We start from the raw sequence: 16,466 nt of genomic DNA on the forward strand, positions 1-16,466 counted from the left end.
GAGTCTCCTTGAAATATTTGATATAATCATACCTTAAAATAATACCGATAAAAAAGGAAACAGAATGAAAGTGATGGTCATTCAAGGTCCCAATCTCAATATGCTTGGAATTCGTGAGCAACATATCTATGGTCCTATGAAACTGGAAGATATTCACAAGCAGATGAAGAACTTCGCCGATGCGAATGGCTTGGATATCGAATTTTTCCAAAGCAATCTTGAAGGCGAAATAGTCGACAAGATTCAGGAGTCTTTGGGAGATGCTGATGGTATCATCATCAATGCAGGAGCCTATACACATACATCCATTGCTATTCGTGATGCGATTGCAGCGGTACAGCTTCCTACAATCGAAGTGCATTTGAGCAATGTATATAGACGTGAAGAGTTTCGGCAAAAAAGTATGATTGCTCCAGTGTGTGCGGGAGTGATCACAGGTTTTGGGCCATTTAGCTATCATCTTGCCATGGTTGCCATGCATCAGATTTTCCAAGAGATTGAAGCTCTTAAAGCGCAGCAACAGCAACAACCTCAACAGGCGTAAGCCTTTGGAGGTTGCATGAACTATATACTCAAAGATGAAAACGCAGTCTATTATGAATGTGGTTTTAGCTGCGATAATGAACTTTTGATCGCTTTAGGCGATGAAAAATATTTTCTGACCGATGCCCGCTATACTACAGAGGCCAAAGAACAGATAAGAGATGCTGAGGTTATTGAGACACGAAATCTTTATAAAACGGCAAGAGAGATTATTCGAAAAAGTGGCGTAAAACGGGTCTATTTCGATCCAAAAGAGTTCAGTTGTGCCGATTTTTCCGAACTTTCAAAGTTTCGTATCGATTGGAGAAAAAGAGCAAATCTTTCTTGGAAAAAACGACTCATCAAAACGGAAGAGGAGATCGCACTTATTAAAAGATCGGTAGAGCTGAATGCCGAAGCCTTCGATATATTTGCAAAAAAGTTGCAAGAGTGTGAAGGGTGGAGTGAAAAGAGACTTCATTTTGAAGCGATTGCACATCTGAGCAGATTTGGAGAATTTGATCTCAGTTTCGATCCCATCTTTGCCATCAATGAAAACGCTGCAAAACCCCATGCACTGCCGGGTGAAAAAAGATTACAAAAAGGTGATCTCATACTCTTTGATGCCGGTATCAAGTACAAACGCTACTGCAGTGACCGCACAAGAACCGCTTGTTTTGGTGAAAACATCCATTTTGGCAAAGAGCAAACCTTTTCAAATCCAAAAATCCAACGGGCCTACGATCTTGTTAAAAAAGCACAAGAGCGTGCGATCGAGGCTGCAAGAAGCGGGATGAAAGCAAAAGATCTGGATAAAGTGGCTCGAGAAATCATCGACAAGAGCGAATTCAAAGGGACATTTGTCCACTCCTTGGGACATGGAGTTGGACTCGATATCCATGAGATGCCTTTTATCAACGCAAAAAATGAACAGATTCTTGAAGATGGCATGGTATTTACCATTGAACCTGGCATTTATATCCCTGGAGAGTTTGGTATCCGAATAGAAGATATGGTTGTGCTGCGAAACGGACGGGCAGAGGTATTGTAGGTGCGAAAGAAGCTCAGCGAGGATCTTGTCTTTTATTTCGATCCGCTCTATCCAAAAAATTTCTCTAAATATACAAATGGAGAGATTGCCATCCTCGGAATAGGAGGCAATCTTGGCAATGTGCGAAGACGTTTTCGTAAACTGGCAATTTATCTTGCCTCTCATCCGCATGTACGACTACTACGAACGGCTCCAGTGCTTAAAAACCCGCCTTTTGGTTATTTTGATCAACCAGATTTTTACAATTCGGTGATTATTGTTCAAACTTCGTTTTCTCCGAGAGAACTTTTGCATTTTTGTCTTCAAACAGAAAAACGTTTCAGAAGGAAAAGAAGTTTCAAAAACGCTCCGAGAACACTCGATATCGATATTTTGTTTTATGGAAAAAAGCGAGTGGATCAAAAAGATCTCACTATTCCCCATCCGCACTGGAGCGAGAGAGATTCGGTACAATTGCCCCTACAATATCTGCTGGAGGGGCTATGCGGTTTGTAACGATTACCAGTGGCAAGGGTGGAGTTGGTAAAAGTACCATAGCTGCAAATATTGCTTATCTTTTATCCAAATATGGCTATAAAGTCGCCATTTTTGATGCAGATATAGGGTTGGCCAATCAAGACATCATTCTCAATGTAAAACCGCAACATACTATTTTGGATGTGTTGAAAGGCAAGGTTCGTTTTTCTGATGCGATCGTACCTATCAATGACAATCTTTTTTTGATTCCTGGAGAGAGCGGGGAAGAGATTTTATCCTTTGATAACGAAGCGCTTTTAGAAGAGTTTTATAAAGGATTGGAACAGTTTAAAGATTTGGATTTTCTTATCATCGATACCGGTGCCGGAATTGGTGAGAGTGTCCAGAGCTTTGTGAGAGCCTCAACGGATACCGTTATCATCACTATTCCGGATCCTTCAGCTATAATGGATGCTTATTCTATGATAAAATATTGCTCAAGAGTCAAAAAGAGTGTCAGTATTGTTTTAAATCAGGTCAAAAGCAAAAAAGAAGCACTTATTCTTTTTAACAAACTGGACAGTGTTGCAACAAAACATTTGGAAAAGAGCATCGATCTCAAACTTCTTGGATTTATACAAAAAAGCAGTATAGTTGAGGAAGCCACAAAAACAAGAAAGCTTGTGGCAAAAGAGTTTATAACGTCACTACCTGCTATTCAGATGGGGGAAATTGCCAAAAGATTGACAGATTCGGTTGCAAAGGATGGAACGAAAATCAAAGAAAATACGAATATTGCAGTTTTTTTCAAAAGATTGTTACAAAAATTTTAGAGGTGCAGCATGAGTAAAAAAATAGTCGTGGCAATGAGTGGAGGAGTGGATAGCAGTTTTACCGCTCATTTATTGCAAACTAAAGGGTACGAGGTGATCGGCGTTTATATGAAATTTCACCCAAGAGAAGAGTATCATCAAAAAAACATTGCAAATATTGAAAAAGTCGCGAAACATTTGGGCATTGAATACCATCTGCTCGATCGCACCAAAGAGTTTCAAGAGCGTGTGTACCAACCTTTCGTTGATGGGTATGTGGCCGGACTCACACCAAACCCTTGCGCAATGTGTAATCGAGTGATGAAATTTACCGAATTGATAGAATTTGCAGATAGACTTGGCGTAGAAAAGGTTGCCACGGGCCATTACGCAAAAACGGACGGGAAATTTATCTATGAAGCCACAGACAAAAGCAAAGATCAAAGCTATTTTTTGTTTAATTTAAAAAAAGAGTTTTTGCCAAGAATCATTTTTCCTTTGGGTGATTGGCACAAAGAAGATGTAAAAAAGGAAGCGATGAAAATCCCTTTGCTCAAAAGCATCGCGGAGCAAAAAGAGAGTAGTGAGATCTGTTTTGTAGAGACCAACTATATCGATGTGCTTAAAGAGCATACCGAAGTGGAAATGCCGGGAGAAGTGGTCGACACACATGGCAAAGTGATAGGAGAGCATAAGGGATACATGCATTATACCATTGGCAAGAGAAAAGGTTTCCGTCTTTTTAAAGCGCACCAGCCACACTATGTTCTTGATATCATTCCCCATAAAAACAGAATTGTTGTTGGTACGAAAGAGCAGTTGGAAAAGAGGCAGATTATTCTTCGTGGACTCAATATGTTTTTGGATCAAAAGGAGTTTGACTGCTATATCAAGATACGCTATCGAACCCATAAAGTACCGTGTCATGTGAAAATTGACGGTTCCGTTGCAAGTGTGACCCTTAAAGAGCCCGTTTATGGTGTGGCAAAAGGACAAGCGGGTGTCTTTTATGATGAAGAGAAAGTATTGGGCGGTGGCTGGATAGTTTAGATATAATTGCAAAAACTTTTTAGGAGAGCAGATGAGAGGCTATAAAGTTTTCAGTGGTACCGCACATCCCGATTTTGCAGCTGAGATGGTTCAGTATCTTGGTGTTCCAATGTCACAGGCGACTGTGAGTCGGTTTAGCGATGGAGAGATCAATGTTCAAATTCAAGAATCAGTCCGTGGGCGAGATGTTTTTATCGTCCAGCCAACAGGAGCTCCTGCAAACGACAACTTGATGGAGCTTCTTATCATGACTGATGCGCTTCGTCGATCATCGGCTGCTTCCATTACTGCTGTGATGCCCTATTTTGGATATGCAAGACAAGATAGAAAGGCGGCTCCAAGAGTTCCAATCACTGCGAAACTGGTGGCAAATATGCTTGAAAAAGCCGGTATCACAAGAGTGATTACGATGGATCTGCATGCAGGGCAGATTCAGGGGTTTTTCGATATTCCCGTGGACAACCTCTACGGTTCTATCATTTTCAAAGAGTATGTCAAAAGTAAAAATTTGCCAAATCCCGTTGTGGCAAGCCCTGATATCGGTGGCGTTGCAAGGGCCAGATATTTTGCCCAAAAACTGGGATACGATATGGTTATCGTGGATAAGCGAAGAGAAAAAGCGAATGAATCGGAAGTGATGAACATCATCGGTAACGTAGAAGGAAAAGATATCATCATCGTCGATGATATGATCGATACTGCTGGAACCATCGTCAAAGCGGCTGCTGCTCTCAAAGCAAAAGGGGCAAATTCCGTTATGGCTTGCTGTACCCACCCGGTGCTGAGCGGACCGGCGTATGAGCGAATAGAAAACGGTGAATTGGATGAGCTTGTAGTCACCAATACCCTCCCTCTCAAAAAAGAGAGTGAAAAAATCAAAGTGCTTTCTGTGGCAAATCTCTTTGGGGAAGTGATCCGAAGAGTGTACTACAATGAAAGTGTCAACAGCCTCTTTCGGTAAAAAGGTACCTATGGAAAATATACGAAACTTCTCCATCATCGCACACATCGATCACGGCAAAAGTACCCTTGCCGATCGCCTGATCCAAGAGTGTGGGGCTATTGAAGACAGAAAGATGAGCGATCAGGTGATGGATACGATGGATATAGAAAAAGAGCGCGGCATCACCATCAAAGCGCAAAGCGTGCGACTCACCTACAAAAAAGATGGCAAAGAGTATATCCTCAATCTCATCGATACACCGGGACACGTGGATTTTAGCTACGAAGTGAGCAGATCTTTAGCTTCCAGTGAGGGGGCTCTGCTGGTGGTAGATGCAAGCCAAGGTGTCGAAGCACAGACGATTGCCAATGTCTATATTGCACTGGAAAATGATCTTGAACTCATTCCTGTCATCAATAAAATCGATTTGCCTGCAGCTGATCCAGAAAGAGTGAAAGCCGATATTGAAAATACCATCGGACTTGACTGTACCGATGCAATTGAAGTAAGTGCCAAAACAGGGCAGGGGATCAAAGAGCTCCTTGATGCCATCATTGAGCGAATTCCGGCCCCTTCAGGCGATCCATCGGCTCCTACAAAAGCGCTTATCTATGATAGCTGGTTCGATAGCTATCTGGGGGCCCTTGCATTGGTTCGAGTATTTGAAGGAGAGATCAAAAAAGGACAAGAAGTCCTTGTCATGGGAACAGGAAAAACCCATGAAGTAATCGATCTCATGTATCCGCATCCCATCAACCCTCAAAAAACTGATGCGATAAAAACGGGTGAAATCGGCATCGTTGTAATGGGGTTGAAAAACATTGGTGATGTACAGGTGGGGGATACGATTACGGATGCAAAAAATCCAACACCAGAGCCGATAGAGGGTTTTGAAGAGGCAAAACCTTTTGTATTTGCGGGGTTGTATCCCATCGATACGGACAAATTTGAAGATTTGCGAGAAGCCCTCAATAAACTCAAACTCAATGATGCCGCTATTGCTTTTGAACCAGAGACTTCGGCTGCTCTTGGATTTGGATTTCGTGTCGGGTTTTTGGGTCTTTTGCATATGGAGGTTGTCAAAGAGCGGTTGGAGAGAGAGTTTGGGCTTGATCTCATAGCTACGGCCCCTACAGTGACGTATCAAGTCAAAAAAACCGATGGTGAGACTATCGAGATTCAAAATCCAAGCGAACTGCCGCCTCCCCAAGAGATCGATACGATTTATGAACCCTATGTGAAAGCGACGATCATCACGCCGACTGAGTTTTTGGGAAATGTACTCAATCTTTTAAGCGAAAAAAGAGGCGTTCAGCTGAAGATGGACTATATCACGCAAGATCGAGTGATGCTTGAGTATGAGATCCCGATGAATGAGATCGTGATGGATTTCTATGACAAACTCAAAACTGTCACGAAAGGGTATGCAAGTTTTGATTATGAACCAAGTGGATATAAAGAGGGAGATCTTGTTAAACTTGATATCCGAGTAGCGGGAGAAGTGGTGGATGCGCTTTCCATCATCGTTCCAAAAGAGAAGGCCCAATATAAGGGAAGAGAACTTGTCAAAAAGATGAAAGAGCTGGTCCCTAGACAGCTTTTTGAAGTAGCGATTCAAGCAAGTATAGGTAACAAGATCATTGCTCGCGAGACTGTGAGTGCGATGCGAAAAAATGTTACTGCCAAATGTTACGGCGGGGATATTACAAGAAAACGAAAGCTGCTTGAGAAACAAAAAGAGGGGAAAAAGCGTATGAAGGCTATCGGAAAGGTACAACTGCCGCAAGAAGCCTTCTTGAGCGTTTTAAAAATTGACTGATGCGCTGTCTTGTATGCCAGGATTTTTCCTGGCAGATCATTTGTAGAACTTGTCAAACCACTCTTCTAAAGCCCACAATAAAACGAAGAAAAATCTTTGATCAATTTGAAGTGATCAGTTTTTATGAGTATAGTGAAATAGCCCCTTTGTTGCATACAAAACACCACTATATCGGCGCTTCAGTTTTTACAATCATGGCTAGAAATTCATTTGTACATTTTGCACAACATTTTGATCAAAAAGCTACTGCTATAGCGATTGATGATCGAATCGAAAGGAGTGGATATTCCCATACTGCCATTTTGGCGCATGCTCTCAAGAGTGCAATGATTCAAGTTTGCTATGGAGCGTTGCAAGCGAAACATGATGTGAGTTATTCTGGAAAATCGTTACAGTATCGATTGCAACATCCACGAGGTTTTCAATATAAAGGTCCAAAAGATGATATCATCTTGGTTGATGATATTGTTACAACGGGAACGACATTACAAGAAGCGTACAGTGCAGCAAAAAGAGAAGGGGCAAATCCCCTTTTTGCTTTGACGTTGGCGGATGCTCAAGAGACAGAAACGATATAGTAGGTCTCTTTACCTTGCACTTTTTGCAACGTGACGTTATATTTTTGCGCCCATTTGTTGAGCTCTTCAAGAGCAATTTCCAGCTTAGATGGATCGGTTATTTTAATTTTTAGATGAGGAACGGAGTTGGAAAGTGCTACAAATCCTCCATAATTTTTGAGATGGTCATGAAGCGCAACAATATGTTTTTTAATCTTTTCAAAACCTGGAGTTTTTTCCTTGATTGCTTGAAGCTGTGCCAATGTAGCACTATCAGGGTGGTAACCAAGCTGTGTAAGTAACCCCTCATTTTCAATCTGCATCGAACCTCCTCATACTTTTTTCTTATGTTACAAAAGTTTGAGTAAAAGTTTGCTTTATGGCTTATACCGAGTCGTGCACGTTACAGAGTGTATTGATTTATTCTACTCCTCTTCCCATTCGTAAATCTGATACGCCTTGAATACATTTTTTCTATGTAATTCTTTATAAAGTTTCATATTTTTATATTGTGGTAATGTGATTTTTGTAGTAACTTCGTCAAGCTCAATGCCATCTTCTATCGCTTTCTTGAACTCTTTTCTTAGTTGTTGTAGATACTCTTTTGTAAAGATATATGCTTTAGTGTCATATTTCATACCATGTCCCCCAATAATGTATTTTGGTTTGAGAGAAAGAATGAAATCGATTGCTTTAAGCCAGCCTTCTATATCACCATCGCGAATGGAAGGGAGCCTATCATTGAATATAATATCCCCTGCAAACACAACCCGTTCTTTTGGATAGAAAGCTATGAGATCCGATTTTGTATGAGCTGGATGGGGAATTGGTATGACTTGGAGTTCATTGTCAAGAGTGATGGACTTAGTCACATAGTGTGTTGGTAACACGAGTTGTGTATCTTTGTATGACTCTTTGGTGATATGCTGTTGCATTCTCGTATTCGTAGTATTTTGATACTTGTGTTCTATCTCTTTCGTACCGTATATTCGTACGCCAAGCGTAGCATAATAAGAGTTTCCTAAGATATGATCATCGTGATAGTGTGAGTTAATAACATATTTTATTTTCTTAGGTGTTATTTTTCGAATCTGTGTAACTTCCTCTTTGGCATACATATAGGTTGGACCTGTATCAAATACCGCAACGCCATTTTTTAATATCACAAAACAGCTATTACTGATGTTGCCGTTATTGTGCTTATTGGGTATTTCATTTTTTCCAAAGAAGCAGTAGACATGAGGTGTTATCTTGAGTGGAGTTAAACTATAGGATGCTGCAAAAGTAGATAGAGCGACGAAAGGTATTAATAACGAGCTCACCATGTATCCTTCATTTTTTTTTACATTATAAATAAAAATTGTAAAAGATTTATAAATAATTTTGGTTTCTCATGCATGAAGGATTTCTATGGCTATGGAAGTTTTTTGTAATGGCTCCGGATGCAGGATTCGAACCTGCGACCAACCGGTTAACAGCCGGTTGCTCTACCGCTGAGCTAATCCGGAATATCGGAGTTTTGGAGCTTTCGGCTCGTTTTGTTGAGTAGAATTATAAATGAAAAAATAACAAATGTCAAGAGTTTGGAAGCGTGTTTTTTCAAATTCCTATTGCAATTTTATAAATGAAATATTTCCTACTTTTCGTAGAGACAGTTTACCGGTATCCAGTAATTTTTGAAAATACTTTCTTGTCGTTTTGTCAAATAAAGTTTCAACATCATCCAGTGTCAATGGTCTATGAGAAATAAGATTCACAATCTCTTTTTCATCAAGGTGTAGTGCAAAGGATTGATCTTTTTTTCGAGAAACGATAGTAACTGGGAGATTATGAATCTTTCTTGAGAGATCAAAGAGCTTTTCATAGCTTACTGGTTCCACTTTATAGGCGGGGGGACGGTCCACTGTACCTATGTCGATGCGATCTGGTTTTATGTGTTGCAGGATTGCATTGAGTGCTTCAAATTCTTCAGGTTTATCGTTGATGCCTTGTACCACTAAAATCTCTATAACAAAAAAACCTTTATAGATCTTTCGAAACTCGATCATACCTTTAATAATATCTTGGATTTCGATACCCTTTAAAGGACGATCAAGCCGTCTGAAAGTTCTTTGATTGGCGCTATCCAAAGAGAGTTTGACGATATCAAATTTTGTGAGTATTTCTTGTATGGATGGCTCATTGATACGACTGGCATTGGAGAGGATGAGCAGTTTTTTATTCTTTTTGATTTCGTTGAGTCTCTCAACCAGTTTGTTAAGATAAGAGTACAATGTTGGCTCTCCATTAGCAGTAACGGTAATGACATCGATATCGCTAAATTCTGTTAAAGCTTTTTGGGTCTCTTGTATGACTTCTTGAACAGTTGGAGGGTTGGAAATTGTATCAGCTTGCTTTGCGGGTTCAAGTTCACAATAGAGGCAGTCAAAATTGCACGATTTTTGTACAGGAGAAAGATCAATCCCAAGAGAGAGACCAAACCTCCTGGAATTTACTGGACCGAAAATGATACTCATCGTCGTGTCAAATCGTGGACAAGCTCTACAAGGTATTTGGCGTTTTCGACTGGAAGATCTGGAAGCATTCCATGACCAAGGTTGAAAATATGCCCCTCTTTGGCTCCCATCACTGCTATAATTTTTTCTACCCCCTCTTTAATAGCCTCTTTGGAGTAGAGTCTCGTTGGCTCCATGTTTCCTTGTAATACATATCGATTGCCGAGTTTTTCTTTCGCTAAGTCTATCGGTGTTCCCCAGTCAACGCCAAACACGTCAAATTTTCCATAGATATCATCCAAGTATCCTGCAATTCCTTTTGGGAAAAGAATGACAGGAATTTCAGGATAATGCTCTTTCAAAAATTCTGCGATATCAACCATATAATCCCAGCTAAACTCAAAAAACTTCTCTTTTTCCAGTGCGCTTGCCCAGCTGTCAAAAATCTGCACTGCATTGACACCAGATTCAATCTGTTTTACAAGGTACGCTTTCACTGCTTCTGTAATCTTGATCATGAGTGCATGCATGAATTCCGGGTCGGTGTAGATCAGTTTTTTGATCGCTGCGTAGGTTTTTGATCCGCTTCCCTCAACCATATAGGTAGCCAGTGTCCATGGGGCTCCACTAAAACCTATAAGGGCTTTGTTTTTTGGCAGTTTTTTTCGTACTATCTTTATTGTTTCATAGACATATCCAAGACGCTCTTCCGGAAATTCATAGAGACTTTCCAAATCCTCCCATGTTCTTACAGGTTTGCTAAATACAGGACCTTCGCCTTTTTCAAAGCGAAGATCCATTCCCATTTCAAGTGGAATGACCAAAATATCGCTAAACAAAATAGCTGCATCGACATCAAGTATTTCTACGGGTTGTAGTGTGACTTCAGCAGCCATTTCAGGATTTTTACAAAGCGTTAAAAAATCTCCCGCCTTGTTTCGTACTTCCATATATTCAGGCAAATAGCGTCCAGCCTGACGCATCATCCAAATAGGTGTATAGGGTGTTTTTTTTCGAAAACATGCATCGATAAATACCATGAAATATCCTTAGTGTTGTTCTGAGCCTTTATGCAAAAAATATAGAGCGATAGCCAGTGCGAAGATGGAACCTGCAAAATAGAGCATTTCCAAAGCACCATGAAATTCCGTATGCAGCACACGTTTAAAAAAGCTGACGATGAGGACCATTACGATCACTTTTGCTAGCTTGTCTTTGAGTTGATCAAGGCTGTGAATCTGCAGTATTTTGGAGCTCTCACTATTTTCTGCTGCATCAATTTTGGAGATAAAAAGTTCATAGAGTCCAAAACTAAAAAGCAGCATAACAACGGCAATGAGATACAAATCTACCGCCCCTATAATATCGCCTACGATTCTTTCATGAAAATTGTGCGGATGAGCATGAGCAAGGAGGACATTGATGGAATAGGCCGCTACATTGTAGATGTCGATACTTGCAACAATAAATAAAACGATTGCTCCAATCATCCCAAAAATGACGGCTAATATGATAAAAAGTCTACTCTGCCATAGGCCATTTTCAAAGATTTGTTCAAGCCATTTCATGCTTCTTCCATCTCCAGCCATTTGAGTGCAATTCGTACAGCATTCGTTGCCGCACCAACTCTTAGGTTGTCTGCTACAACCCACATATGCAAGACATTGTCTCTGTACACATCTTTTCTGATTCTACCTACATAGGTTTCATCTTTATCCACTACCATGATAGGCATAGGATATTCATTGTTTTGTGGATTGTCTACGACTACGATATTTTTGCCATTGTAGAGTGCTTCTCTTGCTGCATCTGCATCGATGTCTTTTTCAAACCACACAGTAACTGCTTCACTGTGTCCCCTAAGAACTGGTACGCGTACACATGTAGCACTTACTTCGATATTTTTGTGCATGATTTTTTTGGTCTCATTGACCATCTTCATCTCTTCTTTTGTATAGCCATTATCCATAAACTTATCGATTTGCGGAATAACATTGAGTGCTATTTGGTGAGGAAACTTTTTGTGTTCACTCTCATCCAGTTTAAAAGCAAAAAAATCTTTCATCTGCATAACAAGCTCTTCCATTGCGCTTTTGCCGGCTCCGCTTGTTGCCTGATATGTGGCTACATCAACCCGTTTGATTCCAAATACATCATCAAGCGGCTTCAAAGCCTGTACCATCTGGATCGTTGAACAGTTTGGATTGGCAATGATCCCTTTATTCTTCCAAGCAGCGATATCTTCAGGGTTAACTTCTGGAACGACCAGTGGAACTTCCGGATCCATTCGAAAGTGGCTTGTATTGTCGATCACCACTGCTCCCGCTTCTGCTGCAAAGGGTGCATAATGAGCCGATACGCTTCCTCCTGCACTAAAAAGGGCTATCTCAATCTCTTCTTCTTCAAATACTGTTTCGGTCAACTCTTTGACAACGACGGATTCGCCTTTATATTCTACTTCACTTCCGGCACTTCTTGCGCTTGCCAGTGGAACAAGTTTTGCTACAGGAAAATCGACCTCCTCCATAACGCGAAGCATCTCTTCGCCGACGGCTCCTGTAGCACCGACTACTGCCACATTAACTTTCCTCATTGATTTCCTCCTCTTCTTCTTTTGGACACTTGGCAATGCTGACTACTTTATCGCCGCTTTCTAATCGAACAATCATGACACCACTCGTATTTCGTCCAGCTTTTCGGATACTTTCCATATCCACTCGTATCATTTTTCCACTGGATGTGAGCACCATAAGGTCTTTGTTGTTTTCAACCGTAACAACTCCGACAATATCCCCTGTTCTGTGAGTGAGCTTCATAGCGATAACACCTTTGCCCCCTCGGGACTGTTCACGATACTCTTTTGCTTCTGTTCGTTTTCCTATCCCTTTTTCACTGACAGTGAGAAGCTCTTGCTCTTCACTTGCAATCGTTTCAGCTCCTACAACGAAATCACCTTCATGTTTGAAGCGGATGCCTGTAACTCCTCGAGCACTTCTGCCCATTTCACGTACATCGTTCACAGGAAAGCGGATACACATCCCTTTTTTGGTGATAATAAAGAGCCATTTTGTCTCAGGTTTAACGATTTTGGCTTGAACCAGTTCATCATCCTCATCCAGTGTAATGGCTCGAATACCGATATTTCTGATATTGCTAAATTCAGCCAGATTTGTTCTTTTGACAATTCCGTTTTTGGTAAAGAATGCCAAGGATTTATCTTCACTGAAATCGGTTGTGGGAATAACAGCTTTGATCTTCTCATCTGGTTGAAGTTGCAAGAGATTAACAACAGCTTTTCCTTTGGCAGTTCGACCGGCTTCCGGGATTTTATAGACTTTGAGCCAATAGAGTTGCCCTCTGTCTGTCACAAACATCAAAGTATCGTGGGTATTGGAGATGAAGAAGTCCTCAATAAAATCGTCTTCATACGTGGTGATAGCTGTTTTTCCTTTGCCGCCTCTTTTTTGTTTTTCATACTGTTTTAGTGGAACCCGTTTAATATAACCTCTATGCGTGATGGTTACTACCATCGGTTCATTCGGGATAAGATCTTCTATATCGATCTCTTCGTAGCTTTCTACGATTTCCGTGAGGCGTGGAGTGGTAAATTTCTCTTTAATTTCAAGAAGCTCCTCTTTGATGATCTCATTGAGCTTTGCTTCACTTTTTAAAATGGCACTGAGTCTTTCTATCTCTTCCATAAGCGCTTTATACTCGTTTTCTAGTTTTTCTCTCTCAAGTCCTGTGAGGCGCTGCAGTTTCATATCTAAGATGGCATTGGCCTGGATTTCGGTAAGTTCAAATTTTTCCATTAAATTGATGCGAGCAGTAGGTGTATCTTCACTTGCTTTGATAGTGGCTATCACTTCATCGATATTATCAAGGGCTTTTAAAAGTCCCTCTAAGATATGTGCTCTTGCTTTTGCTTTTTCAAGCTCATAAATAGTTCGTCGAATGACTATAGTTCGTCTGTGGTTGAGGAAAAGATGGAGCAGTTCCAAAAGCGTAAAAACTTTTGGCTCTTTATTGACGATGGCAAGCAAAATGATGCCAAATGTCACTTCCATTTGCGTCGATTTGTAAAGATTGTTGAGGATAATATCGCTCATCACATCTTTTTTGAGTTCAATCACAACCCGAATGCCTTCTCTATCACTTTCATCTCGGATTTCACTGATTCCTTCAAGCTGCTTTTCTCTTACCATCTGGGCGATCTGTTCAATGAGCCTGGCTTTGTTGACTTGGTACGGGATTTCATCGATAACGATAATTTCTTTGTTTTTGACTTTTTCGATATGGGTTTTAGCCCGGACTTTTATCCTTCCTCGTCCTGTTTTATAAGCATTTAAGATTCCCTGCTTTCCAAAGATGATACCGCCTGTTGGAAAATCTGGTCCTTGAACGAATTGCATCACTTCATTCAATTCTGCTTGTGGATTGTCGATGAGCAAAACGAGAGCATCGATAAGTTCATCGAGTCTATGGGGAGGGATATTGGTTGCCATCCCAACAGCAATCCCACTTGAGCCGTTCAGCAAGAGGTTTGGGACGCGGCTTGGTAAAACATCTGGCTCACTCAGGGTATCATCATAGTTTGGAATGAAATCGACGGTGTCTTTGTCGATATCTCTGAGGAGTTCTTCAGCCAGTGGAGTCATACGAGCTTCTGTGTATCGCATCGCTGCAGCATTGTCACCGTCGATGGAACCAAAGTTCCCTTGTCCATCTACAAGAGGGATACGCATGCTGAAATCTTGTGCCATTCTTACAAGTGCTTCGTAGACGGCGCTATCTCCATGCGGGTGATACTTACCGATAACATCTCCTACAATCCTCGCACTCTTTTTATATGCGGCTCGACTTGTGAGTCCCAGTTCATTCATCGCATAGAGGATTCGTCTATGTACAGGTTTGAGTCCATCTCTAGCATCAGGTAAAGCCCGACCGATAATAACACTCATCGAGTAGTCAAGGTAACTACTTTTAACGGACTCTTCTATATCGATCTCTTGGATGTCTTGGTTCTTTTCAAATAGATCTGCCATCGTTTCCTCTAAAAAAATTTTTTGGATATTATATCTTTTTTAGACTGACACTATAGTTAAAATATATGTCAATAAAATTTCGAAGGCCTACATAATGGATATAAATAAAAAAGTACTGTTGTTGGCTATTTACAAGAAAGAGCCGCAGGAAGCGCTTTTGGATGTAATCACTATGTTAGAAGGTTCTCATCTTTTCACTCGAAAAGAGGGAAAAAAACTTTTAAAAGAACTTAAAGAGGAAGATCTGATCAATGCTGCTGGTTTGACGGTAAAAGGTATGGTTCTGGCAAAAAATATCGAAGAGGAGTTTAAACTATAAAGGAAATATATGCAACGTTTCATAGCAAGATCACCGGTCAGTAAAAAGCTGCTCAATACTCTTCGTATCTCTTCACGGTTGCCTATAAATATTTTGGTGGTAGGAGAAGAAGGGAGCGGTAAGATGACCTTGGTAAGAGAGGTTTTCCCCGATCTTGCTTTTCATAACATAGATGAAATCAAAGATTACAAAGAGTTGCCCGAAAAATTTGGTATCGCAGATTTGCACAATGCTACGGACATTCGTCAAATTATGGAACGGTTGAAAGAGCATACCATTATAGCTTTGAGCGAAGTTTCCAAAAGTGAGTATGAAGAGTTTTTTCCCGTTATTTTGCAGCTTCCTCCGCTGAGTGAACGACCCGAAGATTTCGAAGAACTTGCTTCTTTTTATACCAAGCAGGTCCAAAAAGAACTCGGACTTGAAAATTTTGAACCAAAAAATATACCAAGACAGTATAATGCAATTGAACTCAAACGAGAGATATTCAAAGAAGCTATACTACAAACGTTGAGTGAAGAGGAGATGCTTCTTTTTATGGAACGATTCATAGAGAAGAAATTGCCTATGGATTATAAAGAACTACTTTATATGTTTGAAATTCCTTTACTGAAAGCTGCAAAAAGAAAATTTAAAAGCGCTTTGGCTATTTCAAAAGCTCTTGGACTCAACAGAGCGACACTGACAAAAAAACTGAAAAGATACGAAAACCAGTTACAGGATAAGGGGTAGCTCTATATGGATGCCGTTTTTTATTCGATCGATCAAAAACTCTTCTGACTGTACATCCACTTTTGTCAAATCCGTATCTTTTGCGACAATATCAATAGCAACGACAGAGAATTTTTTATTTTCAATTTTTATATGTCTGCCGGTAGCGTACATCACTTTGATGAGGATTTTTTGACTCTCCTTGCAACTTTTTAAAATTTTATTGAGCATTTTCAAAAAGTGATCGATATCGAGTTTGAATTCCGGTATGGATATATCATATTCGCGAACCAGCTTGGTCTCATCTATCATATTTGCATTGAGTGCTACATCGATAAGAGTGAAAATATTTGCTGATTGCAGTTTATCGTTGATGGTAAAATATTTTTTGCAGACATGCTTTTGAAATTGTATGCAGATATTTTCATCATCGATATATCCGACACTAATGGCGCAAAAACTCATCTGAGGAAGAGAGAGGTCTATATATGTATTTTTAAATCCTGGAAAGTGGGTCGCATTTTCGATAGCAACCTGAAAAATCTCTTCTTTGTCTAAAAAGGATAAGAGATATTCACCTTCATTATTAAAATCAATCAGATCGCCTTCACTGTTAAATATAAAAAAGGGGTTGAGACTATGTTCAATTACGTGTTTGTAAATATCAGCCATGAGTATATTATACA

General features: G+C 40.3%; 18 protein-coding genes and 1 tRNA gene. 10 read left to right on the plus strand and 9 right to left on the minus strand.

Going from position 1 to position 16,466, the window contains the following annotated elements; all coding sequences use genetic code 11:
- The first annotated feature begins 64 nt into the window (after positions 1-64).
- Genes aroQ through JG735_RS02650 form a run of 8 tightly spaced genes read left to right on the plus strand, consistent with a single transcriptional unit; the run spans position 65 to position 7,231 of the window.
- Positions 65-544: a type II 3-dehydroquinate dehydratase gene (gene aroQ, locus JG735_RS02615; RefSeq protein WP_201335284.1), complete on the plus strand. Its 480-nt coding sequence runs from the start codon at positions 65-67 to the stop codon at positions 542-544.
- A 15-nt stretch (positions 545-559) separates the two neighbouring features.
- Complete coding sequence (locus JG735_RS02620) at positions 560-1,573, plus strand: aminopeptidase P family protein (protein ID WP_201335285.1); 1,014 nt, start codon at positions 560-562, stop codon at positions 1,571-1,573.
- The gene (gene folK, locus JG735_RS02625) at positions 1,574-2,068 is read left to right on the plus strand and encodes a 2-amino-4-hydroxy-6-hydroxymethyldihydropteridine diphosphokinase (protein WP_201335286.1); all 495 of its coding nucleotides are present in this window, start codon (positions 1,574-1,576) and stop codon (positions 2,066-2,068) included. It begins immediately after the preceding gene.
- Positions 2,056-2,862 (plus strand): P-loop NTPase, encoded by an 807-nt coding sequence (locus JG735_RS02630; protein ID WP_201335287.1) that lies wholly within the window; start codon positions 2,056-2,058, stop codon positions 2,860-2,862. The genes folK and JG735_RS02630 overlap by 13 nt, the downstream gene beginning before the upstream one ends.
- A gap of 9 nt (positions 2,863-2,871) precedes the next feature.
- Entirely contained in the window at positions 2,872-3,891 is a 1,020-nt protein-coding gene (gene mnmA, locus JG735_RS02635) for a tRNA 2-thiouridine(34) synthase MnmA (protein WP_201335288.1), read from the plus strand.
- Positions 3,892-3,922: 31 nt separating this feature from the next.
- Positions 3,923-4,852 carry a ribose-phosphate pyrophosphokinase gene (locus JG735_RS02640; RefSeq protein ID WP_201335289.1) on the plus strand — a complete coding sequence of 310 codons (930 nt, stop codon included), beginning with the start codon at positions 3,923-3,925 and terminating at the stop codon, positions 4,850-4,852.
- A 10-nt stretch (positions 4,853-4,862) separates the two neighbouring features.
- Positions 4,863-6,653, plus strand: coding sequence for a translation elongation factor 4 (gene lepA / locus JG735_RS02645; protein ID WP_201335712.1), 1,791 nt, complete (start codon positions 4,863-4,865; stop codon positions 6,651-6,653).
- Positions 6,653-7,231, plus strand: a complete 579-nt coding sequence (locus JG735_RS02650; protein ID WP_201335290.1) for a ComF family protein — start codon at positions 6,653-6,655, stop codon at positions 7,229-7,231. Before lepA ends, JG735_RS02650 begins: the two co-directional genes overlap by 1 nt.
- On the opposite strand, the gene JG735_RS02655 is transcribed toward JG735_RS02650, so the two are convergent.
- The 8 genes from JG735_RS02655 to gyrA form a co-directional block, all read right to left on the minus strand.
- Positions 7,210-7,533, minus strand: a complete 324-nt coding sequence (locus JG735_RS02655; protein ID WP_201335291.1) for a hypothetical protein — start codon at positions 7,531-7,533, stop codon at positions 7,210-7,212. The genes JG735_RS02650 and JG735_RS02655 overlap by 22 nt on opposite strands.
- A gap of 102 nt (positions 7,534-7,635) precedes the next feature.
- Positions 7,636-8,532 carry an MBL fold metallo-hydrolase gene (locus JG735_RS02660; RefSeq protein WP_201335292.1) on the minus strand — a complete coding sequence of 299 codons (897 nt, stop codon included), beginning with the start codon at positions 8,530-8,532 and terminating at the stop codon, positions 7,636-7,638.
- Positions 8,533-8,643: 111 nt separating this feature from the next.
- Positions 8,644-8,718 (minus strand) — tRNA-Asn (locus JG735_RS02665).
- A 99-nt stretch (positions 8,719-8,817) separates the two neighbouring features.
- Entirely contained in the window at positions 8,818-9,726 is a 909-nt protein-coding gene (locus JG735_RS02670; RefSeq protein ID WP_201335293.1) for a radical SAM protein, read from the minus strand.
- Positions 9,723-10,745 carry a uroporphyrinogen decarboxylase gene (hemE, locus tag JG735_RS02675; RefSeq protein ID WP_201335294.1) on the minus strand — a complete coding sequence of 341 codons (1,023 nt, stop codon included), beginning with the start codon at positions 10,743-10,745 and terminating at the stop codon, positions 9,723-9,725. The genes JG735_RS02670 and hemE overlap by 4 nt, the downstream gene beginning before the upstream one ends.
- Before the next feature lie 9 nt (positions 10,746-10,754).
- Entirely contained in the window at positions 10,755-11,273 is a 519-nt protein-coding gene (locus tag JG735_RS02680; RefSeq protein ID WP_201335295.1) for a YqhA family protein, read from the minus strand.
- Complete coding sequence (locus JG735_RS02685) at positions 11,270-12,298, minus strand: aspartate-semialdehyde dehydrogenase (protein WP_201335296.1); 1,029 nt, start codon at positions 12,296-12,298, stop codon at positions 11,270-11,272. The genes JG735_RS02680 and JG735_RS02685 overlap by 4 nt, the downstream gene beginning before the upstream one ends.
- Positions 12,285-14,750, minus strand: a complete 2,466-nt coding sequence (gyrA, locus tag JG735_RS02690; RefSeq protein WP_201335297.1) for a DNA gyrase subunit A — start codon at positions 14,748-14,750, stop codon at positions 12,285-12,287. The genes JG735_RS02685 and gyrA overlap by 14 nt, the downstream gene beginning before the upstream one ends.
- Before the next feature lie 94 nt (positions 14,751-14,844).
- Between gyrA and JG735_RS02695 the strand changes: the two genes are divergently transcribed.
- Complete coding sequence (locus tag JG735_RS02695; RefSeq protein ID WP_201335298.1) at positions 14,845-15,069, plus strand: hypothetical protein; 225 nt, start codon at positions 14,845-14,847, stop codon at positions 15,067-15,069.
- 9 nt (positions 15,070-15,078) lie between these two features.
- On the plus strand, positions 15,079-15,801 hold the full coding sequence (locus tag JG735_RS02700) for a hypothetical protein (protein WP_201335299.1): 723 nt from the start codon (positions 15,079-15,081) through the stop codon (positions 15,799-15,801).
- On the opposite strand, the gene JG735_RS02705 is transcribed toward JG735_RS02700, so the two are convergent.
- Positions 15,784-16,452 carry a hypothetical protein gene (locus JG735_RS02705; RefSeq protein WP_201335300.1) on the minus strand — a complete coding sequence of 223 codons (669 nt, stop codon included), beginning with the start codon at positions 16,450-16,452 and terminating at the stop codon, positions 15,784-15,786. The two genes, JG735_RS02700 and JG735_RS02705, sit on opposite strands and share 18 nt — an antisense overlap.
- Positions 16,453-16,466 lie beyond the last annotated feature (14 nt).

It is taken from the genome of Nitratiruptor sp. YY08-10 (genome assembly GCF_016629565.1).
Classification (GTDB): domain Bacteria; phylum Campylobacterota; class Campylobacteria; order Campylobacterales; family Nitratiruptoraceae; genus Nitratiruptor.

What these genes read in the sequence shown, in the direction of transcription:
- aroQ (WP_201335284.1), top strand. Translation starts at nt 65, where the DNA reads ATGAAAGTGATGGTCATTCAAGGTCCCAATCTCAATATGCTTGGAATT.
- JG735_RS02620 (WP_201335285.1), top strand. Translation starts at nt 560, where the DNA reads ATGAACTATATACTCAAAGATGAAAACGCAGTCTATTATGAATGTGGT.
- JG735_RS02630 (WP_201335287.1), top strand. Translation starts at nt 2,056, where the DNA reads ATGCGGTTTGTAACGATTACCAGTGGCAAGGGTGGAGTTGGTAAAAGT.
- mnmA (WP_201335288.1), top strand. Translation starts at nt 2,872, where the DNA reads ATGAGTAAAAAAATAGTCGTGGCAATGAGTGGAGGAGTGGATAGCAGT.
- JG735_RS02640 (WP_201335289.1), top strand. Translation starts at nt 3,923, where the DNA reads ATGAGAGGCTATAAAGTTTTCAGTGGTACCGCACATCCCGATTTTGCA.
- lepA (WP_201335712.1), top strand. Translation starts at nt 4,863, where the DNA reads ATGGAAAATATACGAAACTTCTCCATCATCGCACACATCGATCACGGC.
- JG735_RS02650 (WP_201335290.1), top strand. Translation starts at nt 6,653, where the DNA reads ATGCGCTGTCTTGTATGCCAGGATTTTTCCTGGCAGATCATTTGTAGA.
- JG735_RS02655 (WP_201335291.1), bottom strand. Translation starts at nt 7,533, where the DNA reads ATGCAGATTGAAAATGAGGGGTTACTTACACAGCTTGGTTACCACCCT.
- JG735_RS02670 (WP_201335293.1), bottom strand. Translation starts at nt 9,726, where the DNA reads ATGAGTATCATTTTCGGTCCAGTAAATTCCAGGAGGTTTGGTCTCTCT.
- hemE (WP_201335294.1), bottom strand. Translation starts at nt 10,745, where the DNA reads ATGGTATTTATCGATGCATGTTTTCGAAAAAAAACACCCTATACACCT.
- JG735_RS02680 (WP_201335295.1), bottom strand. Translation starts at nt 11,273, where the DNA reads ATGAAATGGCTTGAACAAATCTTTGAAAATGGCCTATGGCAGAGTAGA.
- JG735_RS02685 (WP_201335296.1), bottom strand. Translation starts at nt 12,298, where the DNA reads ATGAGGAAAGTTAATGTGGCAGTAGTCGGTGCTACAGGAGCCGTCGGC.
- gyrA (WP_201335297.1), bottom strand. Translation starts at nt 14,750, where the DNA reads ATGGCAGATCTATTTGAAAAGAACCAAGACATCCAAGAGATCGATATA.
- JG735_RS02695 (WP_201335298.1), top strand. Translation starts at nt 14,845, where the DNA reads ATGGATATAAATAAAAAAGTACTGTTGTTGGCTATTTACAAGAAAGAG.
- JG735_RS02700 (WP_201335299.1), top strand. Translation starts at nt 15,079, where the DNA reads ATGCAACGTTTCATAGCAAGATCACCGGTCAGTAAAAAGCTGCTCAAT.
- JG735_RS02705 (WP_201335300.1), bottom strand. Translation starts at nt 16,452, where the DNA reads ATGGCTGATATTTACAAACACGTAATTGAACATAGTCTCAACCCCTTT.